The sequence below is a fragment of the Stenotrophomonas sp. K-6 genome (genome assembly GCF_056861555.1).
This window is the reverse complement of sequence record NZ_JBSPUC010000001.1, coordinates 428,315-445,913: the sequence shown is the minus strand read 5'-3', so window position 1 is coordinate 445,913 and position 17,599 is coordinate 428,315. Positions and strand designations below refer to the sequence as shown.

Here is a 17,599-nt window from a genome sequence, read left to right as displayed (position 1 = left end):
GGCATGAGCCGATGCCGGCGTGGCCCGCTTACTCGTAACTGGTCAGCGCCAGCGCGAGCAGGGCTTTGGCCTGTTCGCGCAGCATCACCGGCTCGACGATTTCCGCATCCGAGCCGTAATGCAGCACGTCCATCAGCAGCTCGCGCGAGACGCTGTAAGGCAGTTTCAGCTCATAGCGGCCATCGGGCAGGAAACGGCCCTGCTGCTTGGAATGCCAATGCTCATCGGCCACCCAGCGTGCGGCTTTGGCACTGAACACGATCGTGGCCCAGCCCTTGGGCGGCCCGGAGAAGATCCCGTAGCTGGCGCCCAGCTGCTCGTCCAGCTCGGTCTCGTCCACATCGCGCGCGGTGGTATCGATCACGCGCGCTTTGTAGATGCGGTCCACCGCGAAGCTGCGCAGGCCCTCGCGGCCGTGATCCCAGGCATCGAGGTACCAGTTGTCGCGGTAATGGGTCATGCGCTGCGGCGAGACGGTGCGCTGGGTCGCCTCATCGGTGGAGCGGGCCCGGTACTCGAAGGCCAGCTGCTTGCGCTCCAGCACCGCCGAGGCCACGGCCCGGAAGCTGGCTTCATCGAACTTGCGGCCCCGGTGCGGGATCACCCGGACCCGATCGACCGGCCAGCTCGAGACGCCGGCCTGTGCCGCCAGGAGGCCTTCGATGCGCTGCTGCAGCGGGGCCAGCACCGAGGACAGCACACCGCCGCCCGTGCGCGAGAGCAGATGCTGGGAGGCCAGCAGCGCGTGCAGCTCTTCCGAGCTCAGCCACAGGCCCGGCAGCTCGAAGCGGTCACTCTCATCGGCCTGGTAGCGGAAGCCCGCCTCGCCATCGCCTTCCACCGGCGCCATCAGCGCATCGCGCAGGAAGGCCAGGTCGCGGTAGACAGTCGCGCGGGAACACTCCAGTTTTTCCTGCAGTGCCGCCACCGTTACCGGGTAACGGGCGGACTTGAGCAGGCGATGCAGGGCATTGATGCGTTCATATCGGTCCATGACCCGATTATGTCCGAGTCGCCGTCGTTGTGGCGGCTTCAGCTGCATCTTCAGCTATCGTGGGGCCCCCATCACCTGCTGCCACCTGTCATGCGCCTGTTGCCTGCCCTTGCCCTGTCTGCCGCCGCCCTGCTGCTGGGGGGCTGTGGGCGCACTGAAACGCCGGCGGCCGCGGTGCCTGCCGCAACGGCACCGGCGGCCGATCCGGTCGGTACCGTACTGGCGGCCAGCCAGCGCTTCGGCCAGCTGCGCAGCTTCCATGCGGTGATGAAGATGCAGGGCCCGCGCGCCGTGGAGGCGCAGATGGACTATGTGGCCCCGGACCGCTATCGGCTGATCACCGACGACGGCCCGCAGACCATCATCGGCGGCACGTTCTTCCTGCAGCGTGCAGGCGAGGTGCGCCAGATTCCGGTGCCCGAAGGCATGCTGGCGCAGTGGCGCAACCCGCTGCCGGCCGATCTGCAGCCGGCGCAGCTGACGGTGCGCGATCTTGGCGAGGACCGCGCCGGTGGCCAGCGCGCGCATAAGTACGAGGTGCGCCACGCCACTGCGGCCCCCGACGGCCTGCTGTACTGGGTCAATGCACAGGGCCTGCCGGTGCAGATCGAGCGCAAGGGCGAGACCAACGGGCAGGCGTTCCGGATCACCGTCACCTACTCGCGCTTCGACGACGCCTCGCTGCGTATCGATGTTCCCTGAACAGGGATCCAGGCCGAACGGGTCCTAAAGCCGGGACTCGCCGCCGAATGTGACGCAGAACGCATCAAGTATCATCCCCCCCTTGTTGTCCCTCCCCCCTTGTCCGATCACGGAGAACCGTTGATGTCCCTGCGCGTTTCGTTGCTTGTTCCCCTGCTGCTCTGCGCCCCGGCGGTTTATGCACAGGACGCTGCCGAACTGGCAGCGATGACCTCCCCCTGGAGCGGCAGTGGCGGTGAACTGGGCTTTGCCTCGGCCCGCGGCAACAGCAATACCGAGAGCTTCAACGGTCGTCTGCGCCTGCGCTACACCGATGATGACTGGGTGCACAGCATGGACCTGTTCGGCCTGCGCTCGCGCTCGGAATACACCGATACCAACGATGACGGCACCACCATCCGCCGCCGCAACACGACCGCCAACCGCTACACCGGCAGTGCCGGCAGCGCGCTGCAGCTGGGCGAACACCGCCAGATCACCGCGACGGTGCGATACGAGCGCGACGATTTTGCCACCTACGACCGGCAGAGCTCGTTCGGTCTGGGTTACGGCACCCGCATCATCGACGGTGAGCGCTTCTACATGGACGCGCAGATCGGCCCCGGTGTGCGCCGCACCCACAACACCGAAGACGACGCGACCCGTACCGGCCTGATCGGCCGTGGCCTGTTCGATCTCAAGTACACGCTGACCCCGAACACCGATCTGGTGAATACGCTGCTGGTCGAGTCGGGCTCGTACAACACCTTCGCGCAGAATGATTTCGGCGTGTCGGTGAGCATGAACGAACATCTGGCGCTGAAGGCCGGCTGGCAGGCACGTCACAACAGCGACGTTGCCGAAGACAAGCGCAAGACCGACACGCTGACCACCATGAACGTGGTCTACAAGTTCAAGTAATCGGGGCGGGCGCACCGCGCCCACCACACGATGTAGTGCCGGCCGCTGGCCGGCTCATCGCGCACCTTGCGCAGCAGGGACTGCCGGCCAGCGGCCGGCACTACGCGCCTCAGACCGCGAGCAGCTCCCCGGCACCGGCATCGAGCAGGCCACGCGCCACGCGCTGGCCCAGCGTTTCCGGATCACTGGCCGGGCCACGCGCTTCCGCGCGCACGATGCGGCCATCGGTGACGCCGCCGACCAGGCCCTGCAGGAACAGATTCTCGCCTTCCCATTGCGCAAAGCCGGCGACCGGCACATGACAGCTGCCATGCAGCGCGCGGTTCATGGCGCGCTCGGCTTCCACGCAGGCGCGCGTGTCGGCATCGTCCAGCGCGGCGAACAGCGCCATGACGCCGGCATCCTCGCCGTTGCATTCCACCGTCACCGCGCCCTGTGCCGGCGCCGGCAGCCAGTCTGGTGCCGTCAGGCGCGCCACGATGCGGTTGCCCAGACCCAGGCGTTCCAGCCCGGCCACCGCCAGCACGATGGCGTCGTAGCCACCGTTGTCGAGCTTGGCCAGGCGCGTGTTGACGTTGCCGCGCAGGTCCGACAGTTCCAGATCCGGACGCAGCGCGCGCAGCTGGGCCTGGCGGCGCAGTGACGAGGTACCCACGCGTGCGCCGATCGGCAGCGCGTCCAGCGAGGCATACAGATTGGAGATGAAGCCATCGGCGGCGTCGTGGCGGGGCAGCATCGCCGGCAGCGCGAACGGCGCATCCAGCTCCATCGGCACATCCTTGAGCGAATGCACCGCGCAATCGGCTTCCCCGCGCAGCATCGCCAGCTCCAGCTCCTTGAGGAACAGGCCCTTGCCACCGATCGCCGCCAGCGAACGGTCCAGCACTTCGTCGCCGCGCGTGCTCAGCGGGATCAGCACCACCTCCAGCCCCGGATGCGCCTCTCGCAGGCGGTCGGCGACGTATTCGCTCTGCCACAGGGCAAGCGGGCTCTTTCGGGTGGCGATGCGCAGGGTCTTCATGCCGCCATTATCGGCGCACAGGGGCATATCGACCAACGGTCGCCTGCCCTCGTGTCACAGGTGCTTGAGGTCCTGCTTGAGGGTGGCCACGCAGCGGCGGCTCACTTCCAGCGGCTCATGCCCGTGCCGCAGCACCGCCTGGACCTGGCCTGCGCCATTTCGTCGCAGCTCCACCAGTTCGTGCCGGGCGACCAGGCAATTGCGATGGATGCGCACGAAACGGTTGCCGAATTCCTCCTCCAGCGACTTCAGCGATTCTTCCAGCAGATCCTCGCCGCGGGCATGGTGTACGACCACGTACTTTTCTTCGGCCTGCAGGTAGTGGATGTCCTCGACCGGGATCAAGCGCAGGCTGCCCCGCAGACGTGCGCACAGCAGCGTGCGCGCCTGTTGGCTGGCGGCCGTCGGTGGGACGCTGCGGCCGGCGAGGAAAGTGCGGGCCCGCTCCAGTGCAGCGGCCAGGCGCTCGGGACGCACCGGCTTCATCAGGTAATCGATGGCCGCCGCCTCGAACGCGGACAGCGCATGGGCGTCATAGGCGGTGCAGAACACCACGGCCGGGCGTGGCTCGAAGGTGGCCAGGTGGCGGGCCGCCTCCAGTCCATCCAGGCCGGGCATCGCGATATCGAGCAGGACCAGGTCCGGCTGCAGCTCGGCGCAGGCATGCAGGGCCTGTTCGCCGTTCTCCGCTTCGGCCACGACCTCGATGCCGGCCTGATCGGCCAGCAGGGCGCGCAGGCGCTCGCGGGCCAGCGGTTCGTCGTCGGCGATCACCACCTTCAAGACAGTTTCCTCACTGGAGCGGGACCGTGATTTCGCAAGCATAGTAGCCGTCGGCCCACGCCCCCGTCATCCGCGCGGCCGGGCCGAAGCGCCAGGCCAGGCGATGGGCGATGTTGCGTTGTGCATGCCCGGCGCCCTGCAGGAGCGGCAGGCCGCGCGTGGCCGGATCCGGTGCAGGGTTGCGCACGCGGATGTGCAGATTGGTTCCGTCACTGGACAGTGCCAGCACGATCGTGCCGCCCGCGGGTACCCGCGAAATGCCATGCAGCACGGCATTTTCGACCAGTGGCTGCAGTACCAGCCGCGGCATCGGCAACGACCAGGGCAGCGGTTCGTCGCGCAGCCAGATCACTTTCAAGCGGTCCCCCAGGCGCAGCGACTCGATCGAGAGGTAGCGCTCGGCCAGTTCGCACTCGGCCTGCAGCGTCGAATCGCCATCACCGGCACCGAGCGCGGCCCGGAACAGGTCGGACAGATCGAGCACCGCGCGCTCGGCCACGTCCGGATCGCGGCGTAACAGGCTGGCGATCAGGTTCATGCTGTTGAAGAGAAAGTGCGGGCGGATCCGTGCCTGCAGCGCGTCGGCCTGGGCGCGCGCGTTGGCCAGCATCTGTGCGCTGCCACGATCACTGACGTAGAAGTAGCGCAACGCCAGCGCCGTGATCAAGGCGGTCATCGCCGCGCTGCCGAGAGTAAAACGCCAGAAGCCGACCGCCTGGGCAAAATTGCTGCCACCGAGCACGCCATACAGTGCGTGCACGATCGCCGCGCAGGCGCCGGCGATCAGCCCGGTCATCGCCACCACCAGCACCATGCCGGGCACTTCCGGCAGGCGCGAAAGCATGGCGCGCAGACTGCACAGACTGACCGTCACCGCCAGCGCCAGCCACAGCGCGAAGCCGCTGGCGGACAGGAAGTCCGACAGCGTCCAGTGGCGGCTGCCATCGGGTGCCAGCGCCACCACCACCACCACCAGCTCGGCCAACCCCAGCATCGCCGCCAGTCGCGGCAGGCGACACAGCTCGGGCAACCAGGACTGCTGGCGCGGGTCGTTCATGGCGTCAGGCGGCGAAGCGCGCCTCGAGCCACTTGCCCAGCGCATGCATTTCTTCCGCGCATACCTGGTGGGCCATCGTATAGGTGTGCCACTCCACCGGCAGACCGAGGGTTTCCAGGGTCTGCGCGGTGTCCCGCGCGATCGCCACCGGGATCACCGGATCCTGCGTGCCATGGGCCATGAAGACCGGCACGCTGATCGCCCCGGGCACGCGCGCAGCAGCGGCCTTGGCCGGGTCGGGAAGATAGGTCGACAGCGCGATCAGCCCGGCCAACGGGCGCGTGCGACGCAGCAGTGCGCTCAGGATCACTGCTCCGCCCTGCGAGAAGCCGGCCAGCAGGATCCGTTCGGCCGGGATGCCACGGGCGATCTCGCGCTCGATCAGCAGCTCCAGTTCCACGATGGAGGCGTCCACACCGGCGCTGTCTGCGCGCGAGCGGAAGTCGGCGCTGACGATGTCGTACCAGGCGCGCATCGGCACGCCGTTGTTGATGGTGATCGGCTGCACCGGGGCATGCGGGAACACGAAGCGGATCGCCGGCCAGTGCGGGCGTACCAGTTCGGGCACGATCGGGGCGAAGTCATGGCCATCGGCACCCAGGCCATGCAGCCACAGCACCGACCACTGCGGGTCGGCGCCGGTTTCGTTTTCCACGGTATCCAGCATCAGGCGGCTCCAGTACGTTCAAGCCGCATTATGACCGCGCCCCACCCCAATGGGAGCGATGCCTGGCATCCCGTGATCAGACGGCGGGGTGTGCCTCGGCGGCGGCACGGCGCAGCTCGGCCGCGCGCACCAGCACCTTCGGCGGTGCCGATTCCTCGGGGATCTCCATCAGGCCCAGCCGGTGCATCCAGACGCCGGCGGTGCGCGAAGACGTGAAGCCCACCACCGGGATGGCCAACACCATGCCGATCACCACCGGGGCCATCCACGCGGCCAGGGAGGGCGAAACCGCGTAGGCCAGCGCGCCCATGAACAGCCCGAACACGCTCAAGCCACCATAGCCGCGCGCCAATGCCGACCAGGACACGCCACCATCGTCGCGCTGCTGCGCGTCCCAGCCCGAGTCCTTGCCGGCCAACACTTCGGCCACACCGCGCGACTGCACGTACATCACCACCGGCGCCATCAGCGCGGCGAGGATGGTCTCCAGCAGCATCGAGATGAAGGCGCGGATCGTGCCGCCGCAGCCACGTCGCTCGACCGGCTCCAGCAACATCGCCAGATAGCCCAGCACCTTGGGCGAGAGCAGCACCACCATGGTGATCGCGAACATGCGGATCACCTGCGTCTCATCCTGGTGGCGCCAGTACACACCCGGCGAGAGATGCAGCACTTCGTTGATGTCGATACCGCCCTGGAACAGGGGAATCGCGATGCCGATCAGCATCAGCATCGCCCACATCGGCGCGGTGAAGTAATGCCCGATGCCGACCAGCATGTGCATGCGGCTGACCCAGTGCAGGCCTTTTGAGCCGACGATCTTGGCGTGCTGCAGATTGCCCTGGCACCAGCGGCGATCGCGCACCAGCAGGTCGGTCAGGGTGGGCGGGCCTTCCTCATAGCTGCCTTTGAGGTAGGGCACCATGTGGGTGGCCCAGCCGCCACGGCGCATCAGTGCCGCTTCGACGAAATCGTGGCTGAGCACATGCCCACCGAATGGCTCCTTGCCCGGCAGCGACGGCAGGCCGGCCTGTTCGGCGAACGCCTGGGTGCGGATGATCGCGTTGTGGCCCCAGTAGTTGCTCTCCGCGCCATGCCACCAGGCCACGCCGCGGCCGATCACCGGACCGTATACGCGCCCACCGAACTGCTGCATGCGGGCAAACAGGGTGCGCCCGCCGACCACCGCCGGCAGGGTCTGGATCAGCCCGACATCCGGGTTGTGTTCCATGCCGGCGACCAGGCGCACGATGGTATCGCCGGTCATCAGGCTGTCGGCATCCAGGATCAGCATCTGCGGGTAGGCGCCGCCGAAACGACGGACCCAATCGGCGATGTTGCCGGCCTTGCGCCCGCTGTTGTCGCCGCGGCGACGGTAGAAGATGCGGTCATGGCCGCCGACCGCATCGCACAGCGCGTGGAAGGCTTCTTCTTCGGCCTGCCCGATGTCATCGCGGCGGGTATCGCTGAGCACATAGAAATCGAAGTTTTCCAGTTGGCCCGTCTCGGCCACCGACTCATAGATCGCCTGCAGGCCCGCCAAGAGCCGACGCGGGTCCTCGTTGTAGGTGGGCATCAGCAGCGCGGTGCGCGTGTGCACGGTCGGCAGCGGCGCATCCGGATCGATCCCCAGCTTGTAACCACGATCGAATACCGCGGTCAGAAAGCCGGCCACGGCTCCGGCAAAGGACAGCGCGATCCACGCGAACAGGCCCACGAACAGTACCAGCAGGCAGGCTTCCAGCACGCTGATGCCGTTGACGGCCAGTACCTTCCACATCATCCGGCTGGCGGCGGCGGTCATCGCCGCGGTGCCACCCAGGATGTAGAAGCGGCGCAGACCGATCATCCGCGGCGCGGTGCGCTGCCGGCGGACCTGCAGCTCGCCTTCCTGGAGGGACTGCTCGGGCATCGGCAACGGCGACTCGGCCGGCAGCGTCGCCCGACCGGCATCCAGTCGGGCGTGGAGGGTCTGGGTACTCATGCGCGGTGTCCCTGTGCAGGGCGTGCCAGGCCGGAGATGCGAGATGCGGAAAGGGGCGTCCTGAGCCCGGCGCGCGCGATGACGCGCATTCGTCCTGTCGGTGCGGGCCGATCACCGGCACGCCGCTGTTGTCTGTGACTCCCGGAACCCACGAACTCTCCAACCGACTTGAGACGAAAAATGCGGCTCAGTCTATGGCGCGAATTGTAAGGTGGGTGCGAAGGTTTCACCGGTGATTTCTCCGCATTCAGCTTTTGGATCGAGCCAAGTGGACTGCCCCCCAGGACCACGGAGGCGCAGGCCCTGTGCCGTGGGCCTTTCCCCATTCATCTTACAGAGGAACCGGATGGTCCACGACAGGCCCACCAAGGTGAACCTTACGCCTGTCGCTGGCACGGTAGGTGGCTGCATTGCGCAGTTCATCCGTCCGCCAGGCATGGCGGCGGCCCCGGAGTCGAGGCAAAAGGACGAGGGGAGCAGGTCGCCAAGCCAAACGCTCGGCGAGGTCCATCCGCTCAGATGGTGGGCGCGGCCATGGCCAGGTCGGCATCAACCGGCAGGCGCGACAGCGCGCGCGCGCTCACCTGCGAGAACTGCAGCTGGGCGAGCAGATGCTGCGCCTGGGTGGCCACCGGACACGGCGCAATCTGCGGTCCTGCCTGGGGGCGCTCGGGGGTCATTACATCAGTGGACATGGAATGGCATCTCGTTGACGTCGCATTGCCCGCGGGGCTTCCGGCCGCGCGGATTGCGCACCCTATCGGAAAACCGGGACGAATGTGTGACGGTGCGCGCAGTGCCTGCTGGAGGGGGTGGAATGCACAGAAAAATTGGCGCTTCTGTAGGTCGCCCCGCTATCATGTAATCGCTTTCAAACAACGATTCGGATATGGATTCCAACACTGCTTCCCCCCTCAGCCCCAAGTGGCAGTTCCGCTTCAACTTCTTCGAACAGCACGGTGCCCCCAATTCGCCTGGTTTCAAGGCTGCATTCAAGACGTTGACGTTCGGCCAGAGGATCAAGATCAACTTCAACTTCTTCGCGCTGTTCTTCAGCTGGATCTACCTGCTGATTCTGGGTATGTGGCGCAAGGCGCTCACCATCCTGGGCATCACCCTCGTGCTGATGGTGATCGTGGCGTTCCTGCCGGACATGGTCGGCCGGGCGATCGGCATGGCCTGGTCGGTGCTGATCGCGCTCACGACCAACTACTCGTACTACCTGGAAAAGGTGAAGGGCGACACCAGCTGGAACCCGTTTGCCGGCATGCGCTGGTAAGTACTGCGCACGCCTGGATGAAGAAGCCCGGTCACTGACCGGGCTTTTTTGTGCCGCGCCGGCCGTGGGCGTCGATCACCACCTCCCCATCTTCTTTGCGGAACGGCGCCTGCACCGGCGGCAGGATCTCCAGCACGGTCTCCGAGGGTCGCGCCAGGCGCACCCCCAGTTCGGTCTGCACGAAGGGCCGGTTGATCAGGATCGGATGGGCCAGCATCGCATCCAGCAGCTGGGTGTCCTGCAGCGTTGGATCGGCCAGGCCCAGCGCGGCGTACGGGGTGCCTTTCTGGCGAAGCGCATCGCGAACCTGCAGGCCTGCGGCGGCGATCAGTGCGATCAAACGCTCACGATCCGGCGGGGTGCGCAGGTACTCCACCACCTCCGGCGCCACGCCGGCATGGCGCATCAGCGCGAGCACATTGCGCGAGGTCGCGCAGTCCGGGTTGTGGTAGATCACGGCCTTCATGCGTGGGTGCGCATCGGGTTGTGCAGCAAGGACATGAGGTTGCTCCGGATTTATTGTTCGACTATTCTAGAAACATGGAACACAACAGTGCAACCCACGCCCTTTCCGCCCTCGGTCATAACACCCGCCTGAGCGTTTTCCGCCTGTTGGTCCAGGCCGGCCGGGTTGGCCGGTTGGCCGGAGAAATAGCCGCCGACCTCGGCCTTCCCGGTGCCACGCTGTCCTTCCACCTCAAGGAACTGAGCGCGGCGGGCCTGGTCAGCGCCGAGTCGCGCGGGCGCAGCATCTGCTACCGCGCCGACTTCAAGGCGATGAATGGCCTCATCAGCTACCTCACCGAGAACTGCTGTGCCGGCGAGACGGACTGCGGTCCGACCGGCCAATGCGCGCCGTCGTGCTGATCCGTTGACTGCCGGGCCCATCGCGATGACGACACATGCCACCTCCCGCCTGTCCTTTCTGGACCGCTGGCTTACCCTGTGGATCTTCGCGGCGATGGCGCTCGGCGTGGTACTGGGCACCGTCTTCGATGGCCTTCCCGCCGCGCTGGACGCGATGACCATTGGCGGTACCAACCTGCCGATCGCAGCAGGTCTGATCCTGATGATGTACCCGCCACTGGCCAAGGTGAAGTACAAGGCGCTGCCCGCCGTCTTCGCCGACAAGCGCGTGCTGGCGCTGTCGCTGCTGCAGAACTGGGTGGTGGGACCGGTGCTGATGTTCGCGCTGGCCGCGGTGTTCCTGCACGACCGGCCGGAGTACATGACCGGGCTGATCCTGATTGGTCTGGCCCGTTGCATCGCGATGGTGCTGGTCTGGAACCAGCTCGCGCACGGCGACAACCAGTACGTGGCAGGCCTGGTCGCGTTCAACTCCCTGTTCCAGATCGCTTTCTTCAGCGTCTATGCGTGGCTGTTTCTGACCGTGTTGCCGCCGCTGTTCGGGTTGCAGCGCAGCGTGATTGATGTCAGCACCTGGACCATTGCCGGCGCGGTGCTGGTGTATCTGGGCATCCCCTTTGCAGCGGGCTATCTGGGGAGACGCCTGCTGCTGCGCGTGCGCGGGGCTGACTGGTACGAAACGCGCTTCCTGCCCGCCATCAGCCCGGTCACCTTGGTCGCACTGCTGCTCACCATCGTGGCGATGTTCAGCCTCAAGGGCGGCGATCTGGTGCGCATTCCCATGGATGCAGTACGTATCGCCATCCCACTGACCATCTACTTCTTCGTGCAGTTCCTGCTGAGCTTCTTCATGGGCCGCTGGATCGCACGCGACTATCCGCGCACCACCGCCATCGCCTTCACCGCAACGGGCAACAACTTCGAACTGGCCATCGCCGTGGCGATCGCCGCCTTCGGGCTGGGCTCACCGGTCGCATTCGCTGCCGTGATCGGGCCCTTGGTAGAGGTGCCGGTGTTGATCGTACTGGTCCATCTGGCGCTGCGCCTCGGCCGCCGCTGCTTCAATGAGACCGCCGCACTCCCCCATTGAAACGAATCGAGCCTATTGAAGTACCCGGCATACGCGCCGGGCACCGCCTGCTGGCTTACATCAACGCCCGACGTACCACCGCGATGGAGCGCGCCGACCAACGGGAGTAATCGGCAGGAGCCGCCCTCAGAACGTCTGCCACTCCTCACTCGCCACCGCCGCCACCGGTACGCGCGAGGCACCGCGCGCAGGCGCACTACGACGCACCGGTGCGGCCGGCGTGCCCGGATGGGCCTGCAGCCGGAAGATCGCCACCGCCGTGCCCAGCTGCTGCGCCTGCTCTTCCATCGCACGCGCTGCCGCCGTGGCTTCCTCGACCAGCGCGGCATTCTGCTGCGTCGTTTCGTCCATCTGGGTGATGGTCTGGTTGACCTGCTCGATGCCGGCGGACTGCTCCTTCGACGCCGCCGAGATCTCGGCCATGATGTCGTTGACCCGACGCACGCCGGTCACGATCTCCTCCATGGTGCGGCCGGCCGTGTGGACCAGCGCCGAGCCCGCGCTGACCTGGGTGACCGAGTCGTCGATCAACCCCTTGATCTCCTTTGCCGCGCCCGCCGAGCGCTGCGCCAGTGCGCGCACTTCCGTGGCCACCACCGCGAAACCGCGTCCCTGCTCGCCCGCGCGCGCCGCTTCCACTGCGGCGTTCAAGGCCAGGATGTTGGTCTGGAACGCGATGCCGTCGATCACGGAGATGATCTCGGCGATGCGCTTGGAGGACGCCTCGATCCCGGCCATGGTGGTCACCACCTTGCCGACCACCTCACCGCCCTTGGACGCCACATCGGCTGCGCCAGCGGCGAGCTGGTTCGCCTGCACGGCATGGTCAGCGTTCTGACGCACGGTGGAGGTCAGCTCCTCCATCGAGGCGGCGGTTTCCTCCAGGCTGGCGGCCTGCTGTTCGGTACGGCGCGACAGATCGCTGTTGCCTGCGGCAATCTCACCGGCGGCGAGGTTGATGCTGCCGGTGGCCTGCTGGATGCGGCCGACGATGTCGGTCAGCTGCACCACGGTGGTGTTGGCATCATCACGCATCCGCGCGAACACGCCGTGGAAATCGCCCTGCATACGCGCGGTGAGATCGCCGGCGGCGATCGCACGCAGCAGCGCGGAGATCTGCTGCAGGTTGTCGTCGCTGACCTGCATCATGGTGTTGAGGTTTTCGACCATCGCGCGGAAGTCGTGATCGAAGCGCACCACGTCGCCACGCTGGCTGAAATCGCCCATTGCCGCAGCGCCGGCGAGATCGCCGATCTGGGTATTGATCGCGCGCAGGTTGGCCTTGGTCGTATCCATCGCGGCGGTGAAGGCGGCCTGCTCGCCGGGCAGGCGATCCATGTCCTGGCTCAGGTCACCGACCGCATAGCGCTGCATCACCTCGACCAGGCGACGCGTTACCGCGATGTTGGCGCCCACCAATTGGTTGGTGTCTTCCACCATCTTGCCGTACTCGCCCGGGAAGGTCTGCGTGTCCATCCGGTAGCTCAGCTCGCCCGCCTCGTGGCGCTGGGCCATCTCCCCCTGCGCGGCCATCACGGCGCGCAGCTGGCTGCGCATGCGCTGCATCGATTCAAGCAGCCGGCCGACTTCGTCATTGCGCGCGGGTGGCAACGGCGTATCCAGACGACCCTCGGCCACATCGGCCGACAGACGGACCGCATCGGCCAGCGGGCGGATCGCCTGCCGGCGCAGCAGCACGTACACGCTGCCACTGAGCACCAGTGCCGCGCCCAGGCCAACGGCCAGGATGATCCACAGCAGCGCGCGCGCCTGCGCGGTGATCAGCGCATGCGGCACGATCACCCCCAGCGCGAAATGCTCTTCGCTGCCGCCGATACGCAGCGGCACGTAGGTTTTCACATCGCCCGCCGCATCCGGCTCGAAGGCGTCAAACGTCTTGCCGGTCTTGACCGCGGCCAGTACCTGCGTGGTCAGCGCATCCTCGCGACGCTTGCCAATCTCGTTCGGATCCTTCGCAGCCAGCACGATGCCACCGGGCGAGATCAGTTCAACGTGGCCTTCGCCCATCGGGCGCAACGCGGCCAGGTGCTTCTGCAGGGCGGCCAGCGCGAAGTCCACCGTCACCGCGCCAACGAACGTCCCCTGATCGATCACCGGGGTGGAGAGCGTGGTCATCAGCACCTTCTGACCGCCGATTTCATAGGTGTACGGTTCGGCCACGGTCTGCCGCTTGAGCGCTTTCGGCTTGAGATACCAGTCGCCATCGCCGGGCACGTCATAGCCGGTCAGCGCATCATGCATCGGTGCACCGTCGTGCCAGGCCCAGTAGCTCATGAACCGGCCGGTGTCATCGTGCGCCTCGGCACCGACGAACTCGGCATCCTTGCCATCGAAGGCATTGGGCTCCCACAACGTGCCAAAGCCCACCCACTCCGGGTGCACCTGCACCTGCTGGTGGATCACCGCGGACACCGTCGCCCGCGACAGCGTTCCGGCAGCCCGCTGTACCAGCAGGTTCTGTGCGAGCGCCTGGCTGGTGGCGAATGCGTTGGACAGATCACCGCTCACCCGCAGCGCCTCGGCCTGGGCTTCGCTCTGCATGGTGTGGCGGGAGGCATCGACCAACGACGCACTGGCTTCACGGTAGCTGATAGCGGCGGTGACACCGAAGCAGAGCATGGCGATCAACGCCGTACCCAGCATCAGTCGGTTGGCGATGCTGCCGGGGCGCTTGGACGCGGTGGGGCGGGACACGGACATGGGGGCGGTTCCGGAAAAAGGGCATACCGGCGGACGCAGTCATGCGCCGCCACGGAAACACGCAGTCCATTGCGGGCCGGCACGCGCGCGGTGCAATCACGGCGCGGCCAGCGGAAGTCGGGGATCGATGCCACCACCCCGCCCTGTGGAGATACCGCCTGCAGGCACCGCGAGGTTGCCTGCCCAGAGAGGGGACTCAGTTGGATAACGGCGCCACGCCTGCGATGTTTAGCGCCGCTTCCTGACCGTGTTCAGTGACCCGCCCCGCCGCGATCGCCCCGCCCCAGCCGCTCCACCAGTGTCTGGCTGGCCGCGTTGAGCCCGATCACCTCCACCTGCGCTCCCCGCGCGCGCAGCTTGCCGGTCACGCGCTCCAGCGCGCCCACTGCGCTGAGGTCCCAGAAGTGCGCCTGGGTCAGATCGATCATTACGCGTTCGGGCACCCGCAGCAGATCGAAGGCGGCGGCGAACTGCCCGGCCGAGGCGAAAAATACCTGGCCGCTCACGGTGTACACGCGGGTGCCGTCGGCTGTTTCGGCATCGGTGATGGCCAGCATCCGGCCCACCTTGCGGGCGAAGAACAGCGCCGACAGCAGCACTCCGGTCAGCACCCCCTTGGCCAGATCGTGCGTGGCCACGGTCACAACCACTGTGCCCAGCATCACCACCGAAGAGCTTTTCGGATGCAGCCGGAACTCGGCGAACGAGCGCCAGTGGAAGGTGCCGATGCTGACCATGATCATCACCGCGACCAGGGCGGCCATCGGAATCTGCCGGACCCAGTCCGCGCCGTAGACCACCAGCAGCAGCAACAGTACACCCGCCACCAGACAGGACAACCGACCACGGCCACCGGAGGACACGTTGATCACCGACTGCCCGATCATCGCGCAGCCACCCATGCCGCCGAACAGCCCGGCAGTGATGTTGGCCAGGCCCTGCCCGGCGCACTCGCGGTTGCGCTGGCTGGGGGTGTCGGTCATGTCCTCCACGATCTGCGCGGTCATCATCGACTCCAGCAAACCGACGACCGCCAGCGTGGCCGACACGGGCAACAGGATGCGCAGCGTCTCCCAGGTGAGTGGCACGTCCGGCAGCAGGAAGGTGGGCAGGCTGTCCGGCAGCGCCCCCATGTCGCCCACGGTGCGGATGTCCAGGCCCAGCCAGATCGACAGCCCGGTGAGCACTACGATCGCCACCAGTGGTGAGGGCACCGCCCGGGTCAGCAGCGGCAGTAGATAGATGATCGCCAGGCCGGCCGCGCACACGGCGTACACCGTCCATGGCATCCCGATCAGCTCGGGCAACTGCGCCAGGAAAATCAGGATGGCCAGTGCGTTGACGAAGCCGGTGATCACCGAGCGCGAAACGAAGCGCATGAGTGCACCGAGCTTGAGCGCGCCGGCGACGATCTGCAGCAGTCCCGCCAGGATCGTGGCGGCCAACAGGTACTGCAGGCCGTGGTCGCGGACCAGATCGACCATCACCAGCGCCATCGCGCCGGTGGCGGCGGAGATCATGCCCGGCCGACCACCGGCGATGGCGGTGACCACCGCAATGCAGAACGAAGCGTACAAGCCGACCTTGGGGTCGACCCCGGCGATGATGGAAAAGGCGATCGCTTCGGGAATCAGCGCGAGGGCGACCACGGCGCCGGACAGCAGATCACCGCGGATGTTGCCGAGCCATTGCTGGCGCAGCGGATAGGACACAGACATGGACAGACTCCACGCACCGGCGATCCGCACGGCGCGTTGTGTGATGAAGACAAGCACTCCCTGAGCCAGCGCAAGGGCCGGCGCGTCGTCAACGCGGTATCAGGGTGGCGTCATCACACGGCGGCCGGAGCAGGAGGGGCGCGCAGGATACCGCAGGGCGACGGGGGCCTCAAACCGGTGGCCATTGACCGGCCGTGGCGGCGGCGCGCAGGATGCGGGCACCTCCCCTGCCCCGGAATGCACCCATGTACGGTTTGATCGGCAAGATGTTGACCGCGCCCGGCCAGCGCGACGCGGTCATCGCGATCCTGCTGGAGGGCACCAGCGCAATGCCGGGCTGCCGCAGCTACGTAGTGGCGCGCGACCCGACCGCGGCGGAGGCAATCTGGGTGACCGAGGTGTGGGACAGCCAGGAACTGCACCGCGCCTCGCTGGCGCTGCCGGCCGTGCAGGCGGCGATCACGAAGGCCCGACCGATGATCACGGGATTCGGGGAGCGGTTCGAGACCGAGCCGGTGGGTGGCCAGGGGCTGGCGCAAGGATAAGGCAACACGGATCAAGGCAGGCGGTGTACCCCGCCGCCTACTTCAACACTTCCTGCGTGTCGGCGATATCCACCCCGGAGATCTGCCCCAGCCAGCCATCGAACCACGGCTTGTGCGAGGCGCCGACGATGGATAGGACGCGGGCGTCGGGGTGATCGCGCACCACTTCAAGCACATTGGCGACCATGCGCAGGTTGCGGATCTCCCAGCCCTGCACCCAGATCTGGGGATAGTGCTGTGGCGATACGGCAGCCAGTGTCTGGCTCACATTCGACTCGGCGAGCACCCGCAACGTCGCGGGGTCGTTGACGCTGCGATACAGCCCGAGCACGTCGTTGGCGGCGATGAAGGCCGCTTCGCGCTCGGTCATGGCATCCAGTGCAGGTCCGTAGGTGCTCCACGCCTGCTGGAGCGCCGTGCCGAATGCCTTGCGATCCGCGATCTGGTGGTTGTCGCCGGTGTGGTCATCGATGGCGTACACACGCTGCTGGCCGAGTCGCGCCGCGAGCACCGCGGCGATCTGATAGCTCTCGTTCTTGCGGGTGCCAAGGTGCTTGAGCAGTTCGACCAGGCTGTCGTCCAGGCCATCACCCGCCCGTCGCTCCGCCGCAGGCAGTTGCAGCCATTGCACATAGGCAGATGCACGCTCGCCAGCGGCGAGGAACAGCGCGGCCAGCTGGCGGCGCTGCGCGGCGGTGGGGGCAGCCGGCCACGCCGCCAAGGTCGTGTTGACCTGTACGATCGCAGCCGGCACCTCCAATCCCGTGGCCGCTTTCGCCGTCTCCGTGCTGGCGCAGTAATCATCGCCGTAGACCGCTGCATGGCGCTTGGCCAGATCGCACTGCTCACCACTGATGGCTTCGATGGTGATGTAGCCGGGCTTGAAGGCTGCGAGCCTGTCCAGCAGCGGATCCAGTGCCTTGGGATCGAAGGCCTCGTGCTCGCTCAGGTGGATGCTGCCCAGCACGAGAATCTCGGTGCGCGGGCCGACCATGTCTTTGTCGAGTGAGGCGAGGTCGACTCCGGCGTACGCGACCGCGGGAAGCAGAAGCGTCAGGCAGGCCGACAGCGTTGAGTAGCGTTGCTTCATCATCCAGAGCCTGAGCGGGGTGTTGCTGGATGTTTTAGCACCGCACCTGCGCGGGGGCACCTGCACAATGGCAGGGTGACCAACGACGACGGCGAGGAATGATGCGTTGATGCGCGTTCCGCCCCCTGCAATGCATTGCGCTTCCGCCAGTGTCAGAATTCCACGGTCTGCGCGCCTGCAG

17 protein-coding genes are annotated in these 17,599 nt (G+C 66.8%); 6 read left to right on the top strand and 11 right to left on the bottom strand.

Annotated elements, in window-relative coordinates:
- Positions 1 to 28: 28 nt before the first annotated feature.
- Positions 29 to 994: a helix-turn-helix transcriptional regulator gene (locus tag AC13F7_RS01955; RefSeq protein ID WP_123730096.1), complete on the bottom strand. Its 966-nt coding sequence runs from the start codon at positions 992 to 994 to the stop codon at positions 29 to 31.
- Between the two features lie 90 nt (positions 995 to 1,084).
- Here AC13F7_RS01955 and AC13F7_RS01950 point away from each other — a divergent pair, with 90 nt between their 5' ends.
- On the top strand, positions 1,085 to 1,696 hold the full coding sequence (locus AC13F7_RS01950; protein ID WP_346471287.1) for a hypothetical protein: 612 nt from the start codon (positions 1,085 to 1,087) through the stop codon (positions 1,694 to 1,696).
- Between the two features lie 123 nt (positions 1,697 to 1,819).
- The gene (locus AC13F7_RS01945; RefSeq protein WP_481470372.1) at positions 1,820 to 2,596 is read left to right on the top strand and encodes a DUF481 domain-containing protein; all 777 of its coding nucleotides are present in this window, start codon (positions 1,820 to 1,822) and stop codon (positions 2,594 to 2,596) included.
- A gap of 109 nt (positions 2,597 to 2,705) precedes the next feature.
- On the opposite strand, the gene hemC is transcribed toward AC13F7_RS01945, so the two are convergent.
- The 6 genes from hemC to AC13F7_RS01915 all read right to left on the bottom strand — a co-directional run bounded on the left by hemC (position 2,706) and on the right by AC13F7_RS01915 (position 8,803).
- Positions 2,706 to 3,617, bottom strand: coding sequence for a hydroxymethylbilane synthase (hemC, locus tag AC13F7_RS01940; protein WP_482999081.1), 912 nt, complete (start codon positions 3,615 to 3,617; stop codon positions 2,706 to 2,708).
- Between the two features lie 54 nt (positions 3,618 to 3,671).
- Positions 3,672 to 4,400 (bottom strand): LytR/AlgR family response regulator transcription factor, encoded by a 729-nt coding sequence (locus AC13F7_RS01935; protein ID WP_481470370.1) that lies wholly within the window; start codon positions 4,398 to 4,400, stop codon positions 3,672 to 3,674.
- 10 nt (positions 4,401 to 4,410) lie between these two features.
- Positions 4,411 to 5,457, bottom strand: a complete 1,047-nt coding sequence (locus AC13F7_RS01930; RefSeq protein ID WP_481470369.1) for a sensor histidine kinase — start codon at positions 5,455 to 5,457, stop codon at positions 4,411 to 4,413.
- Positions 5,458 to 5,461: 4 nt separating this feature from the next.
- Complete coding sequence (locus tag AC13F7_RS01925; protein WP_482999479.1) at positions 5,462 to 6,127, bottom strand: alpha/beta hydrolase; 666 nt, start codon at positions 6,125 to 6,127, stop codon at positions 5,462 to 5,464.
- 73 nt (positions 6,128 to 6,200) lie between these two features.
- Entirely contained in the window at positions 6,201 to 8,108 is a 1,908-nt protein-coding gene (mdoH, locus tag AC13F7_RS01920) for a glucans biosynthesis glucosyltransferase MdoH (RefSeq protein ID WP_482999080.1), read from the bottom strand.
- A 515-nt stretch (positions 8,109 to 8,623) separates the two neighbouring features.
- Positions 8,624 to 8,803 (bottom strand): hypothetical protein, encoded by a 180-nt coding sequence (locus AC13F7_RS01915; RefSeq protein ID WP_481470367.1) that lies wholly within the window; start codon positions 8,801 to 8,803, stop codon positions 8,624 to 8,626.
- Between the two features lie 194 nt (positions 8,804 to 8,997).
- On the opposite strand from AC13F7_RS01915, the gene AC13F7_RS01910 reads away from it, so the two are divergent.
- Positions 8,998 to 9,387: a DUF2628 domain-containing protein gene (locus AC13F7_RS01910; protein WP_481470366.1), complete on the top strand. Its 390-nt coding sequence runs from the start codon at positions 8,998 to 9,000 to the stop codon at positions 9,385 to 9,387.
- Between the two features lie 31 nt (positions 9,388 to 9,418).
- Here AC13F7_RS01910 and arsC read toward each other — a convergent pair whose 3' ends face one another.
- Positions 9,419 to 9,853, bottom strand: coding sequence for an arsenate reductase (glutaredoxin) (gene arsC, locus AC13F7_RS01905; protein ID WP_482999079.1), 435 nt, complete (start codon positions 9,851 to 9,853; stop codon positions 9,419 to 9,421).
- Positions 9,854 to 9,927: 74 nt separating this feature from the next.
- Between arsC and AC13F7_RS01900 the strand changes: the two genes are divergently transcribed.
- Complete coding sequence (locus AC13F7_RS01900) at positions 9,928 to 10,254, top strand: ArsR/SmtB family transcription factor (protein ID WP_482999078.1); 327 nt, start codon at positions 9,928 to 9,930, stop codon at positions 10,252 to 10,254.
- 25 nt (positions 10,255 to 10,279) lie between these two features.
- On the top strand, positions 10,280 to 11,344 hold the full coding sequence (gene arsB / locus AC13F7_RS01895) for an ACR3 family arsenite efflux transporter (RefSeq protein ID WP_482999077.1): 1,065 nt from the start codon (positions 10,280 to 10,282) through the stop codon (positions 11,342 to 11,344).
- Positions 11,345 to 11,470: 126 nt separating this feature from the next.
- Here the strand turns inward: arsB and AC13F7_RS01890 are convergent, their stop codons facing one another.
- Together AC13F7_RS01890 and AC13F7_RS01885 are read right to left on the bottom strand one after the other, a co-directional pair.
- Complete coding sequence (locus tag AC13F7_RS01890; RefSeq protein WP_482999076.1) at positions 11,471 to 14,065, bottom strand: methyl-accepting chemotaxis protein; 2,595 nt, start codon at positions 14,063 to 14,065, stop codon at positions 11,471 to 11,473.
- A gap of 251 nt (positions 14,066 to 14,316) precedes the next feature.
- Complete coding sequence (locus tag AC13F7_RS01885) at positions 14,317 to 15,783, bottom strand: SulP family inorganic anion transporter (RefSeq protein ID WP_482999075.1); 1,467 nt, start codon at positions 15,781 to 15,783, stop codon at positions 14,317 to 14,319.
- 245 nt (positions 15,784 to 16,028) lie between these two features.
- Here AC13F7_RS01885 and AC13F7_RS01880 point away from each other — a divergent pair, with 245 nt between their 5' ends.
- Positions 16,029 to 16,328, top strand: a complete 300-nt coding sequence (locus tag AC13F7_RS01880) for a putative quinol monooxygenase (RefSeq protein WP_481470360.1) — start codon at positions 16,029 to 16,031, stop codon at positions 16,326 to 16,328.
- 37 nt (positions 16,329 to 16,365) lie between these two features.
- Here AC13F7_RS01880 and AC13F7_RS01875 read toward each other — a convergent pair whose 3' ends face one another.
- Entirely contained in the window at positions 16,366 to 17,418 is a 1,053-nt protein-coding gene (locus AC13F7_RS01875; RefSeq protein ID WP_482999074.1) for a DUF5694 domain-containing protein, read from the bottom strand.
- Positions 17,419 to 17,599: the final 181 nt, after the last annotated feature.

Excerpts from the sequence above, each read along its gene's own strand:
- AC13F7_RS01875 (WP_482999074.1), bottom strand. The coding sequence starts at position 17,418 with ATGAAGCAACGCTACTCAACGCTGTCGGCCTGCCTGACGCTTCTGCTT.
- AC13F7_RS01945 (WP_481470372.1), top strand. The coding sequence starts at position 1,820 with ATGTCCCTGCGCGTTTCGTTGCTTGTTCCCCTGCTGCTCTGCGCCCCG.
- AC13F7_RS01915 (WP_481470367.1), bottom strand. The coding sequence starts at position 8,803 with ATGTCCACTGATGTAATGACCCCCGAGCGCCCCCAGGCAGGACCGCAG.
- AC13F7_RS01910 (WP_481470366.1), top strand. The coding sequence starts at position 8,998 with ATGGATTCCAACACTGCTTCCCCCCTCAGCCCCAAGTGGCAGTTCCGC.
- AC13F7_RS01950 (WP_346471287.1), top strand. The coding sequence starts at position 1,085 with ATGCGCCTGTTGCCTGCCCTTGCCCTGTCTGCCGCCGCCCTGCTGCTG.
- AC13F7_RS01880 (WP_481470360.1), top strand. The coding sequence starts at position 16,029 with ATGTACGGTTTGATCGGCAAGATGTTGACCGCGCCCGGCCAGCGCGAC.
- AC13F7_RS01885 (WP_482999075.1), bottom strand. The coding sequence starts at position 15,783 with ATGTCTGTGTCCTATCCGCTGCGCCAGCAATGGCTCGGCAACATCCGC.
- AC13F7_RS01890 (WP_482999076.1), bottom strand. The coding sequence starts at position 14,065 with ATGTCCGTGTCCCGCCCCACCGCGTCCAAGCGCCCCGGCAGCATCGCC.
- AC13F7_RS01900 (WP_482999078.1), top strand. The coding sequence starts at position 9,928 with ATGGAACACAACAGTGCAACCCACGCCCTTTCCGCCCTCGGTCATAAC.
- mdoH (WP_482999080.1), bottom strand. The coding sequence starts at position 8,108 with ATGAGTACCCAGACCCTCCACGCCCGACTGGATGCCGGTCGGGCGACG.
- AC13F7_RS01930 (WP_481470369.1), bottom strand. The coding sequence starts at position 5,457 with ATGAACGACCCGCGCCAGCAGTCCTGGTTGCCCGAGCTGTGTCGCCTG.
- hemC (WP_482999081.1), bottom strand. The coding sequence starts at position 3,617 with ATGAAGACCCTGCGCATCGCCACCCGAAAGAGCCCGCTTGCCCTGTGG.
- arsC (WP_482999079.1), bottom strand. The coding sequence starts at position 9,853 with ATGAAGGCCGTGATCTACCACAACCCGGACTGCGCGACCTCGCGCAAT.
- AC13F7_RS01955 (WP_123730096.1), bottom strand. The coding sequence starts at position 994 with ATGGACCGATATGAACGCATCAATGCCCTGCATCGCCTGCTCAAGTCC.
- arsB (WP_482999077.1), top strand. The coding sequence starts at position 10,280 with ATGACGACACATGCCACCTCCCGCCTGTCCTTTCTGGACCGCTGGCTT.